The organism is Staphylococcus sp. AC872, assembly GCF_979255425.1.
This window is the reverse complement of record NZ_CEEDKW010000003.1, coordinates 136,530-157,671: the sequence shown is the minus strand read 5'-3', so window position 1 is coordinate 157,671 and position 21,142 is coordinate 136,530. Positions and strand designations below refer to the sequence as shown.

Annotated in this window: 23 protein-coding genes; 17 read left to right on the top strand and 6 right to left on the bottom strand. The window is 31.4% G+C overall.

Going from position 1 to position 21,142, the window contains the following annotated elements:
* Window positions 1-191 precede the first annotated feature (191 nt).
* Together ACZ267_RS06540 and ACZ267_RS06535 are read left to right on the top strand one after the other, a co-directional pair.
* Window positions 192-761: a helix-turn-helix transcriptional regulator gene (locus tag ACZ267_RS06540; RefSeq protein ID WP_047210600.1), complete on the top strand. Its 570-nt coding sequence runs from the start codon at window positions 192-194 to the stop codon at window positions 759-761.
* An 83-nt stretch (window positions 762-844) separates the two neighbouring features.
* A complete protein-coding gene (locus tag ACZ267_RS06535) occupies window positions 845-1,423 on the top strand; it encodes an NDxxF motif lipoprotein (protein WP_047210601.1) in 579 nt (192 codons plus the stop codon).
* A gap of 59 nt (window positions 1,424-1,482) precedes the next feature.
* Here ACZ267_RS06535 and ACZ267_RS06530 read toward each other — a convergent pair whose 3' ends face one another.
* Window positions 1,483-2,139, bottom strand: coding sequence for a YIP1 family protein (locus tag ACZ267_RS06530; protein ID WP_047210602.1), 657 nt, complete (start codon window positions 2,137-2,139; stop codon window positions 1,483-1,485).
* Window positions 2,140-2,372: 233 nt separating this feature from the next.
* Between ACZ267_RS06530 and ACZ267_RS06525 the strand changes: the two genes are divergently transcribed.
* The 10 genes from ACZ267_RS06525 to ACZ267_RS06480 all read left to right on the top strand — a co-directional run bounded on the left by ACZ267_RS06525 (window position 2,373) and on the right by ACZ267_RS06480 (window position 12,354).
* A complete protein-coding gene (locus ACZ267_RS06525; RefSeq protein WP_079449092.1) occupies window positions 2,373-3,503 on the top strand; it encodes an efflux RND transporter periplasmic adaptor subunit in 1,131 nt (376 codons plus the stop codon).
* Complete coding sequence (locus ACZ267_RS06520; protein ID WP_002466413.1) at window positions 3,500-4,186, top strand: ABC transporter ATP-binding protein; 687 nt, start codon at window positions 3,500-3,502, stop codon at window positions 4,184-4,186. Before ACZ267_RS06525 ends, ACZ267_RS06520 begins: the two co-directional genes overlap by 4 nt.
* On the top strand, window positions 4,179-5,381 hold the full coding sequence (locus ACZ267_RS06515; protein ID WP_047210604.1) for an ABC transporter permease: 1,203 nt from the start codon (window positions 4,179-4,181) through the stop codon (window positions 5,379-5,381). The genes ACZ267_RS06520 and ACZ267_RS06515 overlap by 8 nt, the downstream gene beginning before the upstream one ends.
* Window positions 5,382-5,559: 178 nt before the next feature.
* Complete coding sequence (locus tag ACZ267_RS06510; protein ID WP_107529205.1) at window positions 5,560-5,628, top strand: type I toxin-antitoxin system Fst family toxin; 69 nt, start codon at window positions 5,560-5,562, stop codon at window positions 5,626-5,628.
* A 411-nt stretch (window positions 5,629-6,039) separates the two neighbouring features.
* Entirely contained in the window at window positions 6,040-7,077 is a 1,038-nt protein-coding gene (locus ACZ267_RS06505) for a 2,3-butanediol dehydrogenase (protein WP_047210605.1), read from the top strand.
* A 490-nt stretch (window positions 7,078-7,567) separates the two neighbouring features.
* Window positions 7,568-8,005 carry an immunodominant staphylococcal antigen IsaB family protein gene (isaB, locus tag ACZ267_RS06500; protein WP_047210722.1) on the top strand — a complete coding sequence of 146 codons (438 nt, stop codon included), beginning with the start codon at window positions 7,568-7,570 and terminating at the stop codon, window positions 8,003-8,005.
* 152 nt (window positions 8,006-8,157) lie between these two features.
* Complete coding sequence (locus ACZ267_RS06495; protein ID WP_079449091.1) at window positions 8,158-9,402, top strand: aminoacyltransferase; 1,245 nt, start codon at window positions 8,158-8,160, stop codon at window positions 9,400-9,402.
* A 26-nt stretch (window positions 9,403-9,428) separates the two neighbouring features.
* The gene (locus ACZ267_RS06490) at window positions 9,429-10,229 is read left to right on the top strand and encodes a CPBP family intramembrane glutamic endopeptidase (RefSeq protein WP_047210607.1); all 801 of its coding nucleotides are present in this window, start codon (window positions 9,429-9,431) and stop codon (window positions 10,227-10,229) included.
* Between the two features lie 357 nt (window positions 10,230-10,586).
* Window positions 10,587-11,615 carry a DJ-1/PfpI family protein gene (locus ACZ267_RS06485; RefSeq protein ID WP_047210608.1) on the top strand — a complete coding sequence of 343 codons (1,029 nt, stop codon included), beginning with the start codon at window positions 10,587-10,589 and terminating at the stop codon, window positions 11,613-11,615.
* A 136-nt stretch (window positions 11,616-11,751) separates the two neighbouring features.
* Complete coding sequence (locus tag ACZ267_RS06480; RefSeq protein WP_047210609.1) at window positions 11,752-12,354, top strand: short chain dehydrogenase; 603 nt, start codon at window positions 11,752-11,754, stop codon at window positions 12,352-12,354.
* A 146-nt stretch (window positions 12,355-12,500) separates the two neighbouring features.
* Here the strand turns inward: ACZ267_RS06480 and ACZ267_RS06475 are convergent, their stop codons facing one another.
* Window positions 12,501-12,836: an antibiotic biosynthesis monooxygenase family protein gene (locus ACZ267_RS06475; protein WP_002466328.1), complete on the bottom strand. Its 336-nt coding sequence runs from the start codon at window positions 12,834-12,836 to the stop codon at window positions 12,501-12,503.
* A gap of 185 nt (window positions 12,837-13,021) precedes the next feature.
* Here ACZ267_RS06475 and ACZ267_RS06470 point away from each other — a divergent pair, with 185 nt between their 5' ends.
* Window positions 13,022-13,729: an SDR family NAD(P)-dependent oxidoreductase gene (locus ACZ267_RS06470; RefSeq protein WP_047210610.1), complete on the top strand. Its 708-nt coding sequence runs from the start codon at window positions 13,022-13,024 to the stop codon at window positions 13,727-13,729.
* A 31-nt stretch (window positions 13,730-13,760) separates the two neighbouring features.
* Here the strand turns inward: ACZ267_RS06470 and ACZ267_RS06465 are convergent, their stop codons facing one another.
* Window positions 13,761-13,973, bottom strand: coding sequence for a hypothetical protein (locus ACZ267_RS06465; RefSeq protein ID WP_047210611.1), 213 nt, complete (start codon window positions 13,971-13,973; stop codon window positions 13,761-13,763).
* A gap of 214 nt (window positions 13,974-14,187) precedes the next feature.
* Here ACZ267_RS06465 and lip point away from each other — a divergent pair, with 214 nt between their 5' ends.
* A complete protein-coding gene (gene lip / locus ACZ267_RS06460) occupies window positions 14,188-16,254 on the top strand; it encodes a YSIRK-targeted triacylglycerol lipase (RefSeq protein WP_047210612.1) in 2,067 nt (688 codons plus the stop codon).
* Window positions 16,255-16,300: 46 nt separating this feature from the next.
* Here the strand turns inward: lip and ACZ267_RS06455 are convergent, their stop codons facing one another.
* Genes ACZ267_RS06455 through ACZ267_RS06445 form a run of 3 tightly spaced genes read right to left on the bottom strand, consistent with a single transcriptional unit; the run spans window position 16,301 to window position 19,155 of the window.
* Window positions 16,301-16,489: a VraH family peptide resistance protein gene (locus ACZ267_RS06455; protein WP_002451605.1), complete on the bottom strand. Its 189-nt coding sequence runs from the start codon at window positions 16,487-16,489 to the stop codon at window positions 16,301-16,303.
* 37 nt (window positions 16,490-16,526) lie between these two features.
* Window positions 16,527-18,407: an FtsX-like permease family protein gene (locus tag ACZ267_RS06450; RefSeq protein ID WP_058714825.1), complete on the bottom strand. Its 1,881-nt coding sequence runs from the start codon at window positions 18,405-18,407 to the stop codon at window positions 16,527-16,529.
* The gene (locus tag ACZ267_RS06445) at window positions 18,397-19,155 is read right to left on the bottom strand and encodes an ABC transporter ATP-binding protein (protein ID WP_047210614.1); all 759 of its coding nucleotides are present in this window, start codon (window positions 19,153-19,155) and stop codon (window positions 18,397-18,399) included. The genes ACZ267_RS06450 and ACZ267_RS06445 overlap by 11 nt, the downstream gene beginning before the upstream one ends.
* A 268-nt stretch (window positions 19,156-19,423) precedes the next feature.
* Here ACZ267_RS06445 and ACZ267_RS06440 point away from each other — a divergent pair, with 268 nt between their 5' ends.
* Genes ACZ267_RS06440 through lepB form a run of 3 tightly spaced genes read left to right on the top strand, consistent with a single transcriptional unit; the run spans window position 19,424 to window position 21,063 of the window.
* Window positions 19,424-19,804: a hypothetical protein gene (locus ACZ267_RS06440; RefSeq protein ID WP_002466315.1), complete on the top strand. Its 381-nt coding sequence runs from the start codon at window positions 19,424-19,426 to the stop codon at window positions 19,802-19,804.
* A gap of 14 nt (window positions 19,805-19,818) precedes the next feature.
* Window positions 19,819-20,457, top strand: coding sequence for a hypothetical protein (locus ACZ267_RS06435; RefSeq protein ID WP_047210615.1), 639 nt, complete (start codon window positions 19,819-19,821; stop codon window positions 20,455-20,457).
* Between the two features lie 27 nt (window positions 20,458-20,484).
* Entirely contained in the window at window positions 20,485-21,063 is a 579-nt protein-coding gene (gene lepB / locus ACZ267_RS06430) for a signal peptidase I (protein WP_047210616.1), read from the top strand.
* Window positions 21,064-21,142: the final 79 nt, after the last annotated feature.

Below are 21,142 nucleotides of genomic sequence, written 5' to 3'. Positions count from 1 at the left end.
ATATATAAAGGTAGTCTAAGGTAAGTATTTCAAATACTGTTATGACAAGGTGTAAAAACATTTTGACAGAACAATTAATGAAAATGTAAATCAAATTTGGTAGTTTTATTTTAAAGAAAACGTTTCTATATGAGTATCACTTTAAAGAAAAGTGAAATACTTTTTAACTAGAAAATTAAGGAGATAGAAGCATGAATATAAGCCATCAAATTAAATTATGCCGTGAAAATAAAGGATATTCTCAAGAATATTTAGCTGAGAAACTATATATATCTAGACAAACTATTTCGAATTGGGAAAATGAACGTAGTTATCCTGATGTCCATAATTTAATAATGATGTGTGAGTTATTCAATGTGTCACTGGATGATCTAGTTCAAGGAGAAATTCATATGGAGCAAAGAGAGTTAGTAAAAAAGAAGTTTGATTTTTGGACGTATATAATGTTAATACTTCTGATAGGTTCACTTATATTATTAGGACCCTTAATTGTTTTTTTTAGTTGGTGGGGCTTTGCTATATTTTTATTATTGTATTTGGTCGGGATATTTGCAGGTGGAAATGTTGATAAAATTAAATATAAAAATGGCATGGATAATTATGATAGAATTGTTGCTTTTATGAATGGAAAAGATCCTAATGAAGTAAATGTTAGTAAACGAAGAGCAGTCATAACTGATATTATCATTTTTATTTTGGTAAGTGGTGGCTATGGAGTAATAGGAATGCTAAGTATTTATTTAGCTTTTAAATTTTTATAAGTGAAATAGAAAATATTTTTACATTTTAAAAACCCTTTGATAGCATATATTTTAATAATAAATATAATATAAAGGATGGTTGCATGTGTTATAAAAAGCTAACAGCGATATTACTTACGTCATTTTTGATATTAGGAGCATGTTCCGGACACGATGATCATGAAAAGATAAATAAAAATGACGATGAAAAGTTACCACCTATTCCTAAGAAAGTGTTTGTAGATCAACAATCGAATAAGCAATTATCTGAAAAGGAATTAAAGAATAGTATTAAGACATACTTAAATACGAATAAGGATTTAGCAGACAATATTACTGATTTAGGCTCAGAAACTAAACTCAATAAAAAAGATAAAAAGAAACTAAATAAATTACAACATATGTCTAAAGAAAATGACCAAAACTTTGAAGATTATATTAGAAAAAATGAGTTACCAAAGGGATATAAAAAGGGCACGGAATTAACAGGAAAATATACTAAAGAAACCAATGAATATTTAAATCAATTAACTTCAAAATTACAAAAGTTAGATAAAAAAGATACAAAAGAAATCGATAAATTAAATTCAAAATATAAAGATAAAGTGAATGGTAAACAACAGAAGAAAGTAGAGAAGTTCTTAAAAGATAAAGATATTGAAACAAAAGCATTTGAAAAGTAATTCAATATAATCAATAAAATTCCCAGTTCCGAAGCGGTTCTGGGAATTTTTAATATTGATTACATGCCAGATAAACTTTGCATAGAATCCTGCATACCTGCACCAATTAAGCCAGAGCCAATAATTAATACTAAGGCAACTACTGCAAGAATAATAGATGCTTTCTTTGAGAGATGGCTAGTAGCGTAATAAAGTACACCGGTTAAGAATGCTTTTAATAAGTTAGTTAAATTGAAATTTGCTAAATAGGCATTACCTTTATTAAATATATTTAAACTGTCTAATTTATAATCAAAGAAATCAATGCCAAATAATAAATGGATAGCGGATACAATTAAAGTCCAAATATTAATAATGATTGAATAGGATAAAGTAGCAGAAATAAGGCTACTTGTTTTAACATCAGATTTAAATATTTTTGAAATGACTAAGAAAATTAAGAATGCAATCACTGAACTAAATAAAATTCCAAATATACCAGATATTATTGTAATAGTCATTACGGTTGTTTTATTCGAGTCATTGATACCATTCTCCTTCATAGTATCAGGTGTCAATTGGAGTTTACTTAACATGAAACTCATAATAATTGCTAAAACAATAAATATGATTAACTTTACAAGCCATTTTGGATTTTGTCGTATCTTTCTAAAATGGTCTACAAAAGGTAAGTTAGATTGTGATGCTTCAGGTTGTGTTGTATTCGTTTGTTCCATATATGTATCTCCCCTTATTGTTATTTTAATAACAGAATAACATTGTTAAATAATTTTTAAAATATCAATTTTTATTTTAAATAAGTATAAAAAATAGAGTAAGTAAAAGAAATACAAAAACTTTTTCATTATTATCAAACTTAAAATAAGCTTAAATCTCCTTAAATTAAATATATATAATAATTAAAGTATGTTATCATGCAAAATATAATACATTTTAAGGAGCATAGGACATGAAGAAAAACATATTATGGAGTATTATCGGCGTGGCAATCATTCTACTTCTAGTTATTGCAGCGTTCATCGTGAAACAGGCAACAGGCTCTGGTAATAAAGATAGTAAAGGTTACGATACATATACAGTTAAGAAAGAAACACCGATTAGTCTAGAGGGTAAGGCATCTCCGAAATCGGTCAAAACATATAACAACAATAGTCAAATTGGCACATTCCAGAGTCCAGCCGTTGATGACGGTCAAAAAGTCAAACAGGGGGATCGTCTCCTAAGTTATGATACGAACAATAGTAAGCGTCAACAGCTCGCAAACAAAGTGGATCAAGCGCAAAACAAAGTGAATGATGATTATCAAAAAATCAACCAAAGTCCTAACAATAATGAGCTTCAATCTAAACTGACACAAGATCAAAGTTCACTTAACGAAGCACAACAACAACTGGCACAACATGACAAACAAATGAATGATAGTATTTATGCGGCATTTGATGGTAAGGTCAATATTAAAAATGGCGAAGATGCTGGCGACGGTCAACCTGTCTTACAGCTTATTTCAGACAATCCACAAATTAAATCAACTGTCACGGAGTTTGATGTTGAGAAAATCAAAGAAGGTGACAAAGTTGATGTTACAGTTAATAGTAATGGCAAAAAAGGTAAAGGTAAGATCCTTAAAATAGATGAATTACCAACTAGTTATGATGATAGCGCTAGTGGTGAAGCAAGTGGTGCACAAGCAAGTGCAGGTAGCCAAGGTGACGAAGGTCAAGATGGTGGTAGTGCCGCACAAGCTTCAAATCCAACGGTAAATAATCCGTCTGGTGGCAAAGAAGGCGATACATCTAAATACAATGTCATTATTGGTGATTTAGATATTCCAGTACGTTCAGGGTTCTCAATGGACGCGAAAATTCCATTAAAATCTTTAAAACTACCTAACGATGTTTTAACAAAAGATAATGATGTTTTTGTATTAGATAAAAATAATAAAGTTCACAAACGTGATATTAAAATCGACCGCAACAATGGCCAAATTATTGTGAAAAAAGGACTTAAAGCTGGTGATAAAGTCATCAAAAATCCTAAAGGTAATTTAAATGATGGAGAAAAAGTTGAGGTGTCATCATGATTGAATTGAAAAAAATCAATCGACATTTCAAAAATGGAGACGAAACGAATCATATTTTAAAAGATATTGATATTCATATTGATGAAGGTGAATTTATCGCCATTATGGGGCCATCAGGGTCAGGTAAAAGTACATTAATTAATATTCTAGGATTTATTGACCGTGGTTATGAAGGCGATTACCTTTTTAACGGTGACAATTATAAAAAAGCATCAGATAATCGTCTCGCAACGATACGAAATCATACGGTAGGATTTGTGTTTCAAAACTTTAAATTAATTCAAAATAATACCATTCTTGAAAATGTCAGTATTCCACTTATTTATAATGGAATGAGTAGTAAAGACCGTAAAGCCAAAGTGTTAAAAGGATTGGAAGATGTTGGTCTACATCAGAAGGAAGACTTACTTCCTAATAAATTATCAGGTGGACAACAACAACGTGTCGCGATTGCGAGAGCCATTATTAACGAACCTAAATTTATCATTGCCGATGAGCCAACAGGGGCATTAGATTCGAAAACATCAAAAGATATTATGGATTTGTTTGTGTCGTTAAATAAAGAAAAAGGAACAACTATGATCATGGTAACGCACGATCGTGAGGTAGCGAATAAAGCTGATCGTATTATTCATATTTTAGATGGTCGTGTGAAAGAGGAAGAGGTGCTGACGCATGAATAATTTTTCTAATATTTTATCCGTCGCCTTTCGCTCTATTTTAAAAAATAAGCGTCGTAATATCTTTACGATGATTGGTATTATTATCGGTATAGCGGCCGTGATCACGATTATGGCCTTAGGTAATGGTTTTAAAAAAACAACAACAGAACAGTTTGACGATGCCGGTGCAGGTAAAAATCAGGCATCGATATCGTATATGACACAAGACATGAGCGCACCGAAAGACAATCCATTTAAACATGAAGATATTAGTGTTGTAGAACAAGTTAAGGGTGTTAAAAGCGCAAAAATCAAAGAAAGCGAAGATAGTACATACTCTGCCAAAGTAACGAATACACATGGTAGTGGTGAAATCAGTTTAAAAAAGGCTTCTCATGTGTCAGGGGTCGATGAAGGCCATGGTTTTACGAAAGATGATAATGATACACAGGAGAAAGTCGTCGTGATTGATAGTAAAGTGGCGAAAAAGGTATTCCACAATGCGAAAGCAGCTGTTGGCAAATCCATTTATATTAATGGAGAAGGATTTAAAGTGGTTGGTGTTGGTGATGCAAGTGGTCAAGACGCGAGTGGTATGCCACTTGAATCCGTGGTCCAAATGCCAACTAAAACAGCGAATCACTATATGAGCAACTTATCTCAAGGTACGCCACAACTATTAGTAACTGTTAATGATGGTGAAAATAAGAAAGATGTGGGTAAAAAAGTTGAAAAAGAGCTGAATAAAAAAGGGACAGGCGTATCTGATGGCCAATATAGTTTCGCGGATAATGAAGATATGATGAAAGGTATTGGCAAAGTATTAGATATGATCACCTACTTCGTTGCAGCTGTGGCGGGTATCTCATTATTTATTGCCGGAATCGGTGTTATGAATGTGATGTATATTTCTGTAACCGAACGGACAGAGGAAATTGCGATACGACGTGCCTTTGGTGCCAAAGGTCGAGATATCGAAATCCAATTCTTAGTAGAAAGTGTTGTGTTGTGTCTACTCGGTGGTATTATCGGACTGATACTCGGTATTATTATTGCCACACTTGTCGACTTAGCAACACCAGATATGGTTAAGAGTTCCGTCAGTCTCGGGTCAGTCATCTTAGCAGTGGGCGTATCCACATTAATTGGTATTGTCTTCGGTTGGATCCCAGCTAGAGCAGCTTCTAAAAAAGAATTGATTGATATTATTAAATAGTTAACATCATAAAGCACTCGTACCTATTGAAGTACGAGTGCTTTTTATCATTATTAAGATATTAATACAATTTTATTAATCAGAAGTTGTCTGTAGTTCATATAATATAGGTACTATAATATAAAAGTCGTCTAACTCTCAGGCGTCAAATCAGACGTAGAGAGGAAGTGCATATCATATGATCGAAGCTCTTGTTCACATCATAATCACAATTATTAGTGGTTGTATTGTTGCGCTATATACGTAGTGGCTACATACACGAAACAATAAGGCAAACTAGACGATAATAGCCAGTACTAAAAATCCCCTCACTACACGCAATAGTGAGGGGAATGGTGCATACAATACACGAAGCTCTTATTACATTCATTATAACACTCGTTAATAGAGGAATACAAAACTAAGATTTAACCAAAAGAGGGTATATTATAGAACTTCGAACAATAATCTTTTTTTATAAATAACTATAGTCCTATTTAAATATGAAGGTTTTGTATTTAGAAGAAACATATAGTGAAAAATTACAAATATTAGTTTTTTAATTTGAAAGACTATAAATAAATGAACTTTTAGAGTAAACTCTAATTGTAAAGTAATTTAGAACATTGTATTAAAAGGTTAGTTGATTTAGAAGTAACTAAACTAAGGAGTGTTAGCTATGAAAGCAGCAGTTTGGTATGGTCAAAAAGATGTAAGAGTTGAAGAACGTGAACCTAAAGAATTACAGGACAATGAAGTTAAGATTAAAGTATCTTGGGCTGGCATTTGTGGTACAGATTTACATGAATACTTAGAAGGTCCTATATTTATTTCAACAGAAAAGCCAGATCCATTCTTAGGTCAAAAAGCGCCAGTTACATTGGGTCATGAATTTGCAGGTGTGGTAGAAGAAACTGGTTCCAAAGTTACAAAATTTAATAAAGGCGATCGAGTTGTAGTTAACCCTACAGTTTCAAAACGTGAAAAAGAAGAAAATATTGACCTTTATGATGGTTATTCATTTATAGGCTTAGGTTCTGATGGTGGATTTGCAGAGTTTACAAATGCGCCGGAAGAAAATGTTTATAAACTACCAGATAATGTTTCTGATAAAGAAGGTGCGCTTGTCGAACCAACAGCCGTTGCAGTTCAAGCAATTAAAGAAGGTGAAGTTCTATTTGGTGATACTGTAGCTATTTTTGGTGCAGGACCAATTGGATTATTAACAGTCGTAGCAGCCAAAGCAGCTGGTGCAAGTAAAATATTTGTTTTCGATTTATCAGAAGAAAGACTAAGTAAAGCTAAAGCACTAGGCGCAACTCATGCTATAAACTCTGGTAAGACAGATCCAGTTGATGTTATTAATAAGTATACAGAAAATGGTGTAGATGTATCTTTTGAAGTGGCTGGTGTAGCACCAACACTTAAATCTTCTATAGATGTTACAAAAGCAAGCGGTACAGTTGTTATCGTTTCTATTTTTGGTCATCCTATCGAGTGGAATCCAATGCAATTAACTAATACAGGAGTAAAACTTACTTCTACAATTGCATACACACCTACTACATTCCAACAAACAATTGACTTAATCAACGAAGGTAATTTAAACGTTAAAGATGTAGTTACTGATGAAATTGAGTTAGAAAATATCGTAGAATCAGGATTTGAACAACTTGTAAATGATAAATCTCAAGCAAAAATTTTAGTTAAATTATAATATAGACTATAAAACTAGTAGAAGGAGAATCTTCAAATTAGAGATTCTCCTTCTACTAGTTTTTTTATAATTATTAGTTTTAACTATATCATTTTCATTATTAAATATTATGTTTGTTAATTGAATAAATATTAATTTAGAGGTGAAAATCAATGGTTGTAGGTTATGCTAGGGCTCTTCCATATCATTTTTGAAACATCTTTAAAATTAATATGTATTGTATAAATAACTAACTTAATTACTTTCGGTTCATGATTATTTACTGTTATGAATATAATTTCATTATTTTGTTTATAATAATAAGATTTAAAGCGACTTTACAATAAACAAGATTATACAAATAATAAAATTTGTAATAATTTGTAATATTCTGTAATATATTGTAATATTACTTTAGAAAGACATTTAACTATTAAAGGAGTGTTAATAATGAATACTTTATCAAAGAGTTTGTTAACAGGTACTTTAGCAGTTGGGGTGGCTTTGGGTGTTGGCGTTGAGGATCTTTCACATCAATGAAGCTCATGCGGCTACGCAACCATATTATAACTATCGTGGTTATACATCATCACAAAGTGATTTTATTTTAGATAAAAATTTTATTAATGCCATTAAAAATGACAATTTCACAATTAATGGATATAAAATTACTGAAAACAGTAAAGGTAATGATAATGATACAATTGAAAAATTTGATCAACAATTTTATTTACCTAGCAAAGGGAAAGCGGATGGTGTGTGGTTCCAATTAAAACCGGGTGTAGTTTCTAAAGCTGAATTAGTGAAAACTTATGGTAAGCCCTTAAATAAGCCATCTGGAACAGCCCATGGAAATGAATATTTATATCAATTTAATGAAAAACAATTACGCTTTTTAGAGAATAATGGTTATATTACTGAAGTCGGTATCCATAACGGAAAAAGTTAAGTGATAAAATAAAAATTTTATATGGAATTCATTTTTTACAATTTTACTAGCCTATTTATAGCAAAGTTGAGAAAAATTGAGTAATCGCAAACGGTTGGTGAGACAGGTCATCAGCCGTTTATTTTATATAAAGTGAATAAGGGGATTAAATTATGTATTTTACGCAACTAACAGAGACAGAATATGACAATTTTATTCAAAATAATAAGGTCCATTTTACTCAATGTATTGATCAATTTAAATATAGAAAAACAAATGGCGAAGAAGCACACTTAGTTGGTGTCAAAAATAATGAAAATGAGGTCATAGCAGCTTGTTTATTAACGGAATCTAGAGCGTTAAAATTTTTTAAGTATTTTTATTCTCAAAAAGGCCCGATATTAGATTTTAATCATCTTGAATTAGTAAAATGCTTCTTTAAAGGCTTAACAACATATCTACAAAAAAAACGAGCACTATTTGCTTCTATAGATCCGTATATTTTAGAAAATGTTCGGAATACTGCAGGAGATATTGTGACACCGATTAATAATAAAGAATTAATTCACACATTACATCAATTAGGTTATCAGCACCAAGGCTTAACGATTGGCTATTCTCAAAAGAGTCAAATTAGATGGCTATCTGTACTAGATATGGAAGGACAAAAAGAAGATGTCTTAAAAAATATGGAATATAAAACCAGGCGTCATGTTCAACATGCGATTGAAATGGGTGTTAAGACAATAACGTTAGACATATCAGAAATTGATCGCTTTTATCAATTATTTAAAATGGCTGAAGAACGACATCATTTTAAATATAGGGCAAATCCATATCAATTTTTTAAAGAAGTACTGTTAATGTATTCGAATGAGGCAATGATTAAGCTTTCATATATTAATTTAGATGATTATAAAAATCAATTAATTAAAAAATCATCTGAAATAGCTAAAGATATAGAAAACACAAAAGATAAGTTAAGTGGGCATCCTAATTCTAAAAAGAGTAAGAACAAGTTAAAACAGTTAGAACAGCAATGGAATAGTAACGAAAAGAAAATTACAGAAACACAAGACATCATTCAAACAGATGGACATGTAATTGATTTAGCAGCAGCCTTATATATAGCTACAAAAGATGAAGTTTATTATTTATCCAGTGGTTCAAATCCACATTACTATCAATATAAAGGTGCGTATGCTTTGCAATGGCATATGATTAAGTTTGCTATAAAACATGAGATTCCTAAATATAATTTTTATGGTATTACTGGAGATTTTAGCAAGACAGCAGATGATTTAGGCGTACAACAGTTTAAAAAAGGATTCGGAACCCACATTGAAGAATTAATTGGAGATTTCATTAAGCCTATCCACCCATTATTGTATAAAGTTTTCCGATTGTTAAATGAATAATATGATGAAAAAAGGTGGTATTTAATATGACTAATCATGATGAAATGAATGAACAACATAAGGAAAATCAGAATGAAGATTTATCAAAAAATCAAAGCGATGTTTTACCGAAAGGAAATATAGCATTAAATATCCTCATTTTTATAGGTTGGATGATTCTAGCGCAATTACCTATTATTATCATACTTACGATTACAAATTTATCGGTTAAAATGGACACTTTGAAAGCTACAATGTCCACCGTCTTATATCTTATTGTTGTATCAGTAGTGGTTTGGTTAATTAGACGGTACTATAGACGGCATACTTATGAACATACGGGCAAATTTACGACGAAAGATATTGGTATTAATATAGGGTGGGCAGTCTTACTTCGTATTATTGTCTATGCATTTTTGTTCCTTTTATACAAAGTCACAGGGTCTGCTCAAACAAGTAACGATAAGCTATTGTTTGGTGATATGAATCAACAAGCAACAAATGCAAGCCAACTTGCACAAGTATTTCCTTTTATCATTTTTGTAATTACCATCAGTTTTATTACACCATATCTTGAAGAACTTATATATCGAGGTATATTCAAAGAGACTTTATTTAAAAAGACTTCATTTTGGTTACCGTTCATTATTTCTTCAATCGTTTTTGGTTCACAACACGGTATTAATAATATTATTTCATTTATTATGTATACATCAATGGGTATGGTGTTTTATCTTGCCTACTCACGTAGAGGTAATATCAAAGATAGTATGATGGTTCATATGATTCATAATAGTATTATTGGAATAGCCATTTTAGTAGGATATTTATATATAATGTTCAAATGATATTAAAAAAAGAGTAATGAATTAAAAAAGAATGGATCCTTATCAAACGTCATCTAAGGAGAAATCAGTATTAAGTTATAAACCAACAAATCAAGGACCCGGCGTGATATTTAGTATAAAAAATAATAAAGTGACAAATATAAATATTACACATAGTGGTATTGGATTTTAAATAATAAATGTTATAAAAAATAGAAATTTGAATGATATAGGCCATCAAATGGTATTAGTTAAAGCCATTTGATGGCTTTTAACTTTTTAAGATTTGTTTAATTGAGGTCATTATAATAGTAAATGCAAATTAATATCGGTTAGTATGAAATATGCATTGATAAATAGATTTGAGGAGAGATAGAGATGAAAGTTCAGATTTTATTATTTGATGAGGTAGATATTTTAGATGTAATGGCACCATATGAGGTATTATTAGCTGCCACTGAATATACGGATGAAACGATAGATGTGAGATTTGTGAGTATCGATGAAAGACGAACATTTAAAAACGGTATTAGTAATTATGAATTACAAGCTGAAACAACACTTGATACTCAAACAACTGGATTAGTCTTAATACCAGGGGCTTCTGGTTCAATAAATATGAAAAGTGAGACCTCTATACCATTTAAATTGAATAAAATAGCAAATCAAGGTGTGACAGATAAAATTAAAGAGGTCCATCGTAACCCGAATATGACAATTGCTAGTGTATGTGGTGGTGGCGTATTATTAGCCATGGCAGATATTATTAAGGACAGACATGTTACAGCACACTTTATGGGACTAGATTTGCTTGAAGGGGCTGGTGCACATGTAGTTAATGCACGTGTAGTAGATGATGGCGACATTGTTTCAGGTGCAGGTGTAACGTCAGGATTAGATTTAGCATTTTATTTAGTTGAAAGAGAATTAGGACCACAAATCGCTTACGAAATTGAACGTTTGTTTCAATATGAAAAACGTGGCACGGTGTGGAAAAATGTCGGGCAGGCACCTAAGTTATCTGTAGATCAATCTACGGCAACAGAAGAAGATGTTAGTGGTCAAGCTCAACAAATTGATGGAGAAGAAGCGGATTATCATCATTTACTTGGCTATTGGAATGTAACTATTAAGACGCCAATCGCAGAATTAAATATTGAATATCATTTCTATGAAAAAGACCAACAAATATATGGAATTGCTATTGATCAAAGTGATAAAGATAATATTTCTGAACTTAACAATATTCAAATCAATCAAAATAATGTCACTTGGCAACAAAGTGTAAAAAAAACAATGAAACTCAACTTAAAATTTAATGTTTCTCTAGATAGTACCAAAATGAAAGGTAACGCTAAAATGGGATTTGTCTCTTCGAAATTAGAAGGACAAAAAATTAATAAATAATATGATCGAAGCAGATGATGAATAAATGGTGGATTATTTGCTTTTTCAGACCTTATAATTGAGCGTCTTACTTTAATTAAATATTGCGTGTGATACTGTGATTCATGAAAACGTTAAAATATACAGGAGGTATCTCATGAAGGTTATTGTTATTGGCGCAAGTGGAACTATTGGTAGTAAAGTAGCAGAAAAACTAAAAGAAAATCATCATGAAGTGATTGAAGTAGGAAGTCAATCTGGTGACTATCAGTTGGATATTACGTCTCCAGAACAAATCGAAAAAATGTATAAAGATATTGATAATATTGATGCAATTGTCAGTGCAACAGGCGGTGCTACATTCAAAGCGTTGTCTGAGATTAGCTTAGAAGAAAATAATGTAGCGATTCAAAGTAAGTTATTGGGCCAAATCAATTTAGTATTAATTGGTCAACATTATTTAAATGAAAATGGCAGTTTTACGTTAACATCAGGTATTATGATGGACGATCCTATAAAACTAGGATCTTCAGCAGCAATGGCTAATGGCGGTATCGCAGGTTTTGTGACTTCAGCTGCTGTAGAATTAAAACATGGTTTAAGAATTAATAATGTTAGTCCTAATGTAGTTGAAGAAGCATTAGATAAGTATGGAGAATTCTTTAAAGGTTTCACAGCAGTACCTGTCGATAAGGTAGCTAATGCATTTGTTAAAAGTGTAGAAGGTGCACAAACAGGGCAAACGTATAGAGTGTATTGATAGTTTATACCTTATCTGAAAAATGATGAGATTAATTTATTGATATTACTATTAAAAGAAAAAATTAGACAAAAAGGCGACCTCTATATTAAATCCATAGAAATCACCTTTTTATGTCAGTTAGAAAATTTTATTGTTAAAATGAGTTATTTTTCAGTTTCGCTAGAATATACAATGTGTGTGTCTATACGTTGAGGAATATCTGCTAATAATTCCATAATCTCATTTGTTTCGTCTTCAGTACTAGGTTTAGAGTAGTGATTGTCTTTAGCTTCATCACTTCTGAAAAATTCAAAGGCTAATAAAACATCATTATCTTCATCTGAACGACATAAAACCCAATCAGTAGGATCATCGATGCCCAATTCTTCTAAATGTTTAGCTTTTAAACATAAATCGAACAATTCTTGACCTCTACCTTCCTTAGCTTTCATTTTAATAACAACACCAGGTTGGTTATAAAATAGTCTTTTATCTTCCATATTTATTACCTCCTTTTTTAGCATTTTAGCAATTACTAATGAGAGAACCTAATAAATTGATTTATTTCAATTAATTACTTTAATCACCAATTGTAAATTTATGAATAAAAGGAAATAATGTGATTTAAAAGTATCAATATTGTATAGTGGGATTAACAATAAGACATATTAATAGGAGTATATATATGAGACAAAAAGTATTAATAACTGGCGCAAATAAGGGGATTGGTTTTGAAACGGTAAAACAACTAGGTGACAAAGGTTGGACGATATTATTAGGTGCACGTAATGAAGAAAGAGGTCGTGCTGCCGTTAAGACACTCGAAAATAAAGGTATAACAGCTGAATGGATACAAATTGATTTAAATAATATTGATACCATACATGCAGCCGCTGATTATATAGCAACACAACATTCTGATTTGAAAGCATTGATTAATAATGCGGGTATTTCAGGCAATATGAACGCATCACCACTGGATGTTGAACTTGATGAATTAAGGGAACTGGCAGAGGTCAATTTCTTTGGTAATTTCGAAATGATTAAGACATTTACACCTATTTTAGCTAAAAATCACGGAAGAATATTAAATTTAACGATACCTTTGAATCCTAATAGCTTTTTCCATCCATTTAGTTATATTGCAACTAAATCTCCATTAAATTCGATGATTAAATTATTCGGTAGACATTTTAAGAAAAATAAAATACCGGTTGAAATATTTGGTGTAATGCCCGGAGGTATTACGACAGACCTGAATAATCATCAAAAAGGATTTTTAATGCGTTCAGTAAATGAAGGCGCGCAATCCATAGTGAAAGTATTAACAGACAAACATAATCATAATGGTAAAATTTTATTAAGATTGATGCCATTTAAAATATTCAAATAAAGGGACACCATCATATCGGTGCCCCTTTTTATTAATTAATAATGACATATGAAAGACCTGTTAAAGTAAGGGTCAATACAGTAGTTAAAATAACGATTGTTAAGATTTTTTCTTTAAACGATACAGGTTTCAATCCAATAAATACAGTTAAGGTAAAGAAAAATAAACTTGCTATTAAATAGAAGATAAAAAGTATAAATATAAAACCACTTGGATTATTGAATAACTCTTGATATTGATCCATGAAAGGAACTCCTTAAATTAGAAAGATATTTTCAATATAACAAACATAACCATTAGTTATCTAATTTATCAATCTATATAGTATAAAATTAATAAAAAACTTTACCAAAATGTAAATAAAAAATTAAAGATGTTTAAGGATTATATGATGAAATTAATTAACAGTTATTTTTTTGAATCTATAAGTGAGTGAAATACTTATAGAGGTGATTTTTTTGAAAAATAATAATTCTAAAAGACAGTTTAGTATTCGAAAATTTACAATAGGTGTTGTATCAATTGTAGCTGGTATTACATTTTTTGTTTCAGAACATGACGTTCAAGCTGCTGAGCAACAATCCTCCCACTTATCACAAGAATCAGTTCTTTCTCACTCAAAGCCTTCCGACCAAGATGCTAATGTGTCTTCAAAAGAATCGGAAATCGACAAAAATATTAATAAAGTAGACGACGCGCAGTCTTATTCTCAACAAAATGAGCAACAATCCTCAAAAGCCGAAAATAAGGAAATACAGAAATTAACACAAGCAGAGCAAGTTGAAAAACAGGAACAACCTGCTTCTAATCAGACGGCTAATCACTCTTCAAAAGGGCCCTCCATTAATAATCAGGAAAGTCATAACAAACAGCAACCTAGTGATGACAAAACACCTAATACCGAACCAGAAAAAATTGAAAAAGTAGATAATCATAAGCGTATTCAAGATCAGTATCAAGATAAAAACAAGAAGGTTGATAATAAACAATCTAACAATTCGCAATTAAACCAAAAAGAACATCCTAATTCATCAAATAATAAACAACAAAAGCAACGTCTAGATGTTAAACCACAAAAAGATAACCAACAATTACAATCTCGAAATGATGTAAAAGAAAAATTAGATAACCAGCCAATTGAGCAAAAAGATACCAAGCAGCAAAGTAACAATAAAAGCAAAGACAACACAACTTCTGTAAAGTCACACAGCCAACAACATAAACCGCATTCATTAAAGACCCAATCCCATTCAACTCCAGGTCAAAAAGTTAACACAAATATTTCTACTAAACCAACACAACAACAAACTACAAATCAGAATATTAAACCTAAAAATACAGATGAAGCTACTATCAAAAGTAATCAATATAAAAACAAATATCCGGTAGTGCTAGTACATGGATTTTTAGGGTTAGTGGGTGACAATGCACCAGCTTTGTATCCTAATTATTGGAGTGGTACGAAATTCCCAGTTAAGAAACGATTAGAGAAACTAGGTTATGACGTGCATGAAGCGAGTGTCGGTGCTTTTAGTAGTAACTATGACCGCGCTGTAGAACTGTATCATTATATTAAAGGTGGAAAAGTAGATTATGGTGCAGCACATGCTGCTAAAACAGGACATGATAGATATGGTAAATTTTATCAAGGGATTATGCCAGATTGGGAGCCAGGTAAAAAGATTCATTTAATAGGTCATAGTATGGGCGGTCAAACGATACGTCTGCTTGAGCATTTTTTAAGACATGGTAATCAAGAAGAAATAGATTATCAAAAAGCACATGGTGGTGAGATTTCTCCTTTATTTACAGGTGGGAAAGATAATATGATTTCATCAATCACAACTTTAGCGACACCACATAATGGCACACCAGCTGCAGATAAACTTGGTAATACTGATTTTGTAAAAGGTGTATTTAATAGAATAGGTCGCTTAAGTGGAAATAAATATTCTCATATTGATCTCGGATTTTCACAATGGGGATTCAAACAACGTCCAGATGAAAGTTATATTGATTATGTGAAACGCGTTGCGAATAGTAAGATTTGGAAGACTCAAGATAGTGCAGTCTATGATTTAACGACTGAAGGTTCAGAGAAGCTAAATCAGATGACGTCACTTAATCCTAATATTGTATATACATCTTATACGGGATTAGATACACATACGGGACCATTAGGTAATGAAAATCCTAATATTAGACAATTTTTCTTATTTGATTTAACAAGTAGGTTAATTGGTAGAGATGATAATGTAAATGTAAGAAAAAATGACGGTATTGTGCCAGTGTCATCTTCATTATTCCCTACAAATCAAGCCGCTAAGACGGTAGGGATGACTTCCCCAACTACAGATAAAGGTATTTGGCAGGTCAAACCAGTGATGAATGGTTGGGATCATTTAGATTTTGTGGGATTAGATGCAACAGATTATAAACGTATAGGTGAAGAATTAAGTCAATTTTATTTAGGAATTATCAATAATTTAATTAGAATTGAAGACATAGATGGTATAAAACATTAAAAAAACAGTGTGTGCTCAATATTGGGCACACACTGTTCTACTTTATTTATTGTTTTTCATCACGACGTTTTAAGACATAGGCGCCACCTAGTAATCCAATTGGGATACCGGCTATCGGTGTTAAAGCGCTACTTAATACAATAACGATTAACGTTAACATAATAACGTTGAATACATTGACGTTTAAATTTTTCAAATCCTCGTATGATTGTTTAATTAAATCTTTAAATTTCATGATAAATCTCTCCTTATGTTTTTTATTTAAATAATGACTAAATTGCTTTTTTAATAACTCGACTAGAATGTAAGAATCCTATTAGTGCGAATGCAAAGTAGACAATCGTGTACACAATCATCACGATAATGATGGTAGTGTATGACACGTTTCCCATTAATTTCATAAAAGCAATTGCAGCAAATAAAGCATGTAATAATGCGATAATGAGTGGTAGGCCAAAGTTGAAAATGATTTTTAAAGTTAGCCCTTTTAACATGTCACGATGAGTAAAGCCTATGCGATTTAATATACGGAAATGATCAATTTCATCTTCAGTTTCATCTATCTGTTTAATATAAATAATACAACCCGCAGCAATTAAAAATGATAAACCGAGGAATGATGTAACAAATACTAAAATACCATTGGTCGCATCTAAGTCCTTTTTAATTTCATTTTGTGATTGAATATTAGGATCAATTGATCTTGCAATGTGTGTGGCTTGTTTCATGTCTTGATGATGGTCAAGACTAATACCGTATATATTGTGTGTGATATCAGCTGTCTTTAATTTATTAAATTCGGCACGACTGACTTCAATAGCTGGCATATTAGATGTGAGATCAAGTGGCAGTATTTTATTTTTATCCTCTTTAGTCACTTTAAAAGTTTGTTGTTGCTTACCTTTTACAGTTACCGTTTGATTAATATGAATCTCCATAATACCAGGTGTATTTTTCGTATTTGTAATAATTGCGTCAGTACCCTTCAGATTGTCGTTTGGTACAAGCACGTTGTGTATTGCCATACTTTTACTATCATTTTTTAATGTCAAAACCTTATCTTTTACTGATTTAGGAGATATGGATTCATACGTTTTGGTATGATAGTTGATATGATTTTTCTCCAATTGTTTTTTAAATAATTGAGCTTGCTTTTCAGTTGATAAGTTAAAATCTTGAGGTGCTATAGATTTAAAAGTATTGTTACTATTTTCTTGTGTAATTGTAGCGAAACAAAGTACAGAAACGGTAACAGCAGAAATAACTGCAATAATAGTTAGAGACATCGCATTTTTCTTCATTCTATGCATAATTGAAGCGGTGAATACGACATCTGTAATAGTGACATGGCCATGTTTAAAATGTTTAATTGATTTAAAAATCAGTGATACAGTACTTCGGAAAAATAAATAAGCACCTACGACAGTTAGAAATAATATAATAAACGGTGATGTCATAGATAATGTTAATTGTTTAAAAGTACCGAACATTTCTGTAGCCATGTAATAACCTAAAACAATCATCGCAATACCTAACAATCCGCTAATTACTTCTAAAAAGGTAATTTTAACTTTAGTGGCCTCAGTCTGACGGCGGTCTTTCATTAAAGCTAAAATACTACGCTTTTTTAAGAATATATAGCTTTGGAATAAGATAAGTGTAAAAGCAATGATTAATAGCAATAATGTTAAAGATAAAGCCATAGGTTCGAAACTAATAGTCAATTTGATTGTTAAATGCATTAATTTTGATGCGATATACAATAAAAGTTGAGAACCAAATATGCCTATCATCACACCTAGTACACCAGTGATTAGAAATATTGTTAGTTGTTCAATACATAGCATTCTTAAAATATTACTACGTGTTAAGCCTATAAGTTGAAATAAGGCAAACTCTTGTGTACGCCTTTTAATAAATAAATGATTCGCGTACATCAAGAAAATCACGATAATGATAAATAGAAATACTGATCCCACAGAGGCGCCTTTTTTAATAATTGCCAAAGCATTGTTATTATTAATACTGTGTGTGAATTGCAAAGTGGTAAAGCTAAAATACAAGATGATACTTAAAAGCAATGAAAATAAATAAATACCATAATGTTTGATATTCATTCGCAAATTTTTAAGTGTGATTTGATTAAATGACATGAGTCACACCACCTAAAGAAGATTGAAGTTGAATGATATTTTCATAAAAGGCTTGTTTACTATCTTCTCCTTGGTTAATTTCAGAATGAATATTGCCATCTTTTAACATAATGACACGCTTTGCAAAGCTAGCTGCGACTGGATCATGTGTGACCATTATGATAGTGGATTGAAATTTTCGATTCATTTCTTCAAGACGATTTAATAAATCTTGTGCGCTTTTAGAGTCTAGCGCACCAGTAGGTTCATCGGCGAAAATGATTTTAGGTTGATGTACGAATGCACGTGCACCTGCAGTACGTTGTTGTTGACCACCAGATATTTCATTTGGATATTTTTGGCTTAAATCATAAATGCCTAAAGCATCAGTAACCTCTTTATAATGTTGCTCCATTTCCTTCTTATTATGTTGTTGAACAGATAAAGGCAACATAATATTTTCCTTAACTGTTAACGTTGGTAGAACACTATAATCTTGAAAGATAAAGCCTAATGACGTCTTGCGAAATTGTGCAAGTTGTTTATTTTTTAATTGAGTTATATTGTAACCGTCAACAATCACAGAACCACTCGAAATAGTATCAATTGAACTTAAGACATTTAGAAGGGTTGTTTTACCGGATCCTGATGGCCCCATAATGGCAATAAATTCACCCTTTTCAACTGAAAAATTAATATCTTTAAGTGCTTGATATTGCTTCTTCTTGCCATAAATTTTTGATAATTGATTGACCTGTAAGATTGACATGTTATCACTCCTTATTTGCTTATATCTTTATTTTAGAAGTGATCTGTCATTCTAGCCTTTATCTAATCTTACAAATCATCGCCCTAAACTTACAGCTTTGAAAGGTTAAAGTGGTTGATGGGAATCATTTGTGATATTCAAAAATACGTATAAAAAATTAGAATTAATCATTTAATTTTTGTAAATGTAATTGAAATATTTAATTAAGTTATGTAATCATATAATTAATTGGTTTTACATATTTATAATTTAAAAGGAGTATCTGTTCATGAAAAAGATTTTGTTATTATTGAGCACATGTTTATTATGTTTAACTTTAGCTGCGTGTGGAGGTAATGGTGAACAAAAAGAGCCTTCCAAAGAAAGTAAAAAATCTGATAAATATGAATACGAATACTACGAAGTATTAAATGATGGTGATGAAGATACGCCAAATGTTGAAATCAAATATAAAGATAGTAAAGGGAAATCCCATTTGGAAAAAACAACTTTAGATCATGTTTACGAACATATCTTAAGTGATGGCAATAAGAAACCATATATTATTAAAGATGGTAAAAAGATTCATGTTTATCGTCCACCATATATGATGTACGGCGATGATGAAACAGAAGGTAAAGCAGTGTCTAAGGATGAAGTATCTAAATAAATAGAGGTGAGTTTATGAAGCGTTTATTATGTAAATTTAGTTTAATAACCATTACGTTTGTAACTATCACAACAATTGCTTTGTCTACTCAACTAGATGCGGCAAGTACTTCAGGTGGTTCTAGCTCTAGTAGTTCTAGTAGCTCATCATCTAGTTCGTCATCAGCTTCATCAAGAGGTGCTTCATCAACATCATCAAGTTCCTCTATGAGCCGTTCAAGTGCAGCTAATGTATCACGAGCAGCTCAACAATCAAGTCAACGAGCGTCTCAACAAGCAGCTAAATCAAGCCAATCTAAGTCAGCACAAAGCAAACAATATAAAACTAACTCGAGTACCAAATCATTAGTAAGTCCAAGACGTCCTTATAGTTCAAGTGCAGCATATCAAACTCAATTTATGTCGACGTCATTTTATAATAACTGGCTATATTTGTATCTCTTTTCTTCGGCATCTCAAGCCAGTCAGGAAAAGAAAAATAATGTTCAATATCAAATGAACATGTTGAAACATCAAATGAAAGACCATGAAAAATTATACACAGTAACACTTGATACGAAACAAGGTAAACGTGTTGTAGTTGTACCCAAAAAGCAATACGACAAAATTCAAAAAGGGCAACACGTCAAAATTAAAAATGGTGTTGTTCAATAAATAATCATTTGTAGTTAAGGAGTTTCTATGGGAAAAGAAATGATCGAGTGGATTGTTGCATTAGCAATGGGTATTATTATCGCTATCATTCTCACAGTATTTATCGGTACTTCTTATACTGTTTCAGGAGAATCGATGCATCCTACTTTTGAAGATAAAGATAAAGTGATAGTTAGTAAAATATCTAAGACATTGAATCATATTGATTCCGGTGATGTCATTATTTTTCATGCTAATTCTAAAAGCGATTATATTAAACGATTGATTGGTAAACCAGGAGATACGGTTAAATATAAGAAAGATCAATTGTATATTAATGATAAAAAAGTTAAAGAACCCTATTTGAGTGAAAATAAAAAGTATAAAAATGGTAAGTATTTAACAGAAGATTTTAATTCCAAAACACTTAATGGTGCGAATGGGAAAGCTAAAATACCTGAAGATAAATATCTTGTATTAGGTGATAATAGACAAAATAGTAATGATAGCCGATATAAAGATGTTGGTCTGATTGATAAAAAGCAAATTGTCGGTAAAGTGATGTTTAGGTATTGGCCTTTCGATAAATGGGAAAGTGGATTTAATCCAGGGACATTTCCCAATTAAGTATCAATAAAGGGTCTCTATCGTTGATTAAAACTTTGTAAAAAAGGTGAGTCAATGATAGAGACTTTTTTCGTGGATA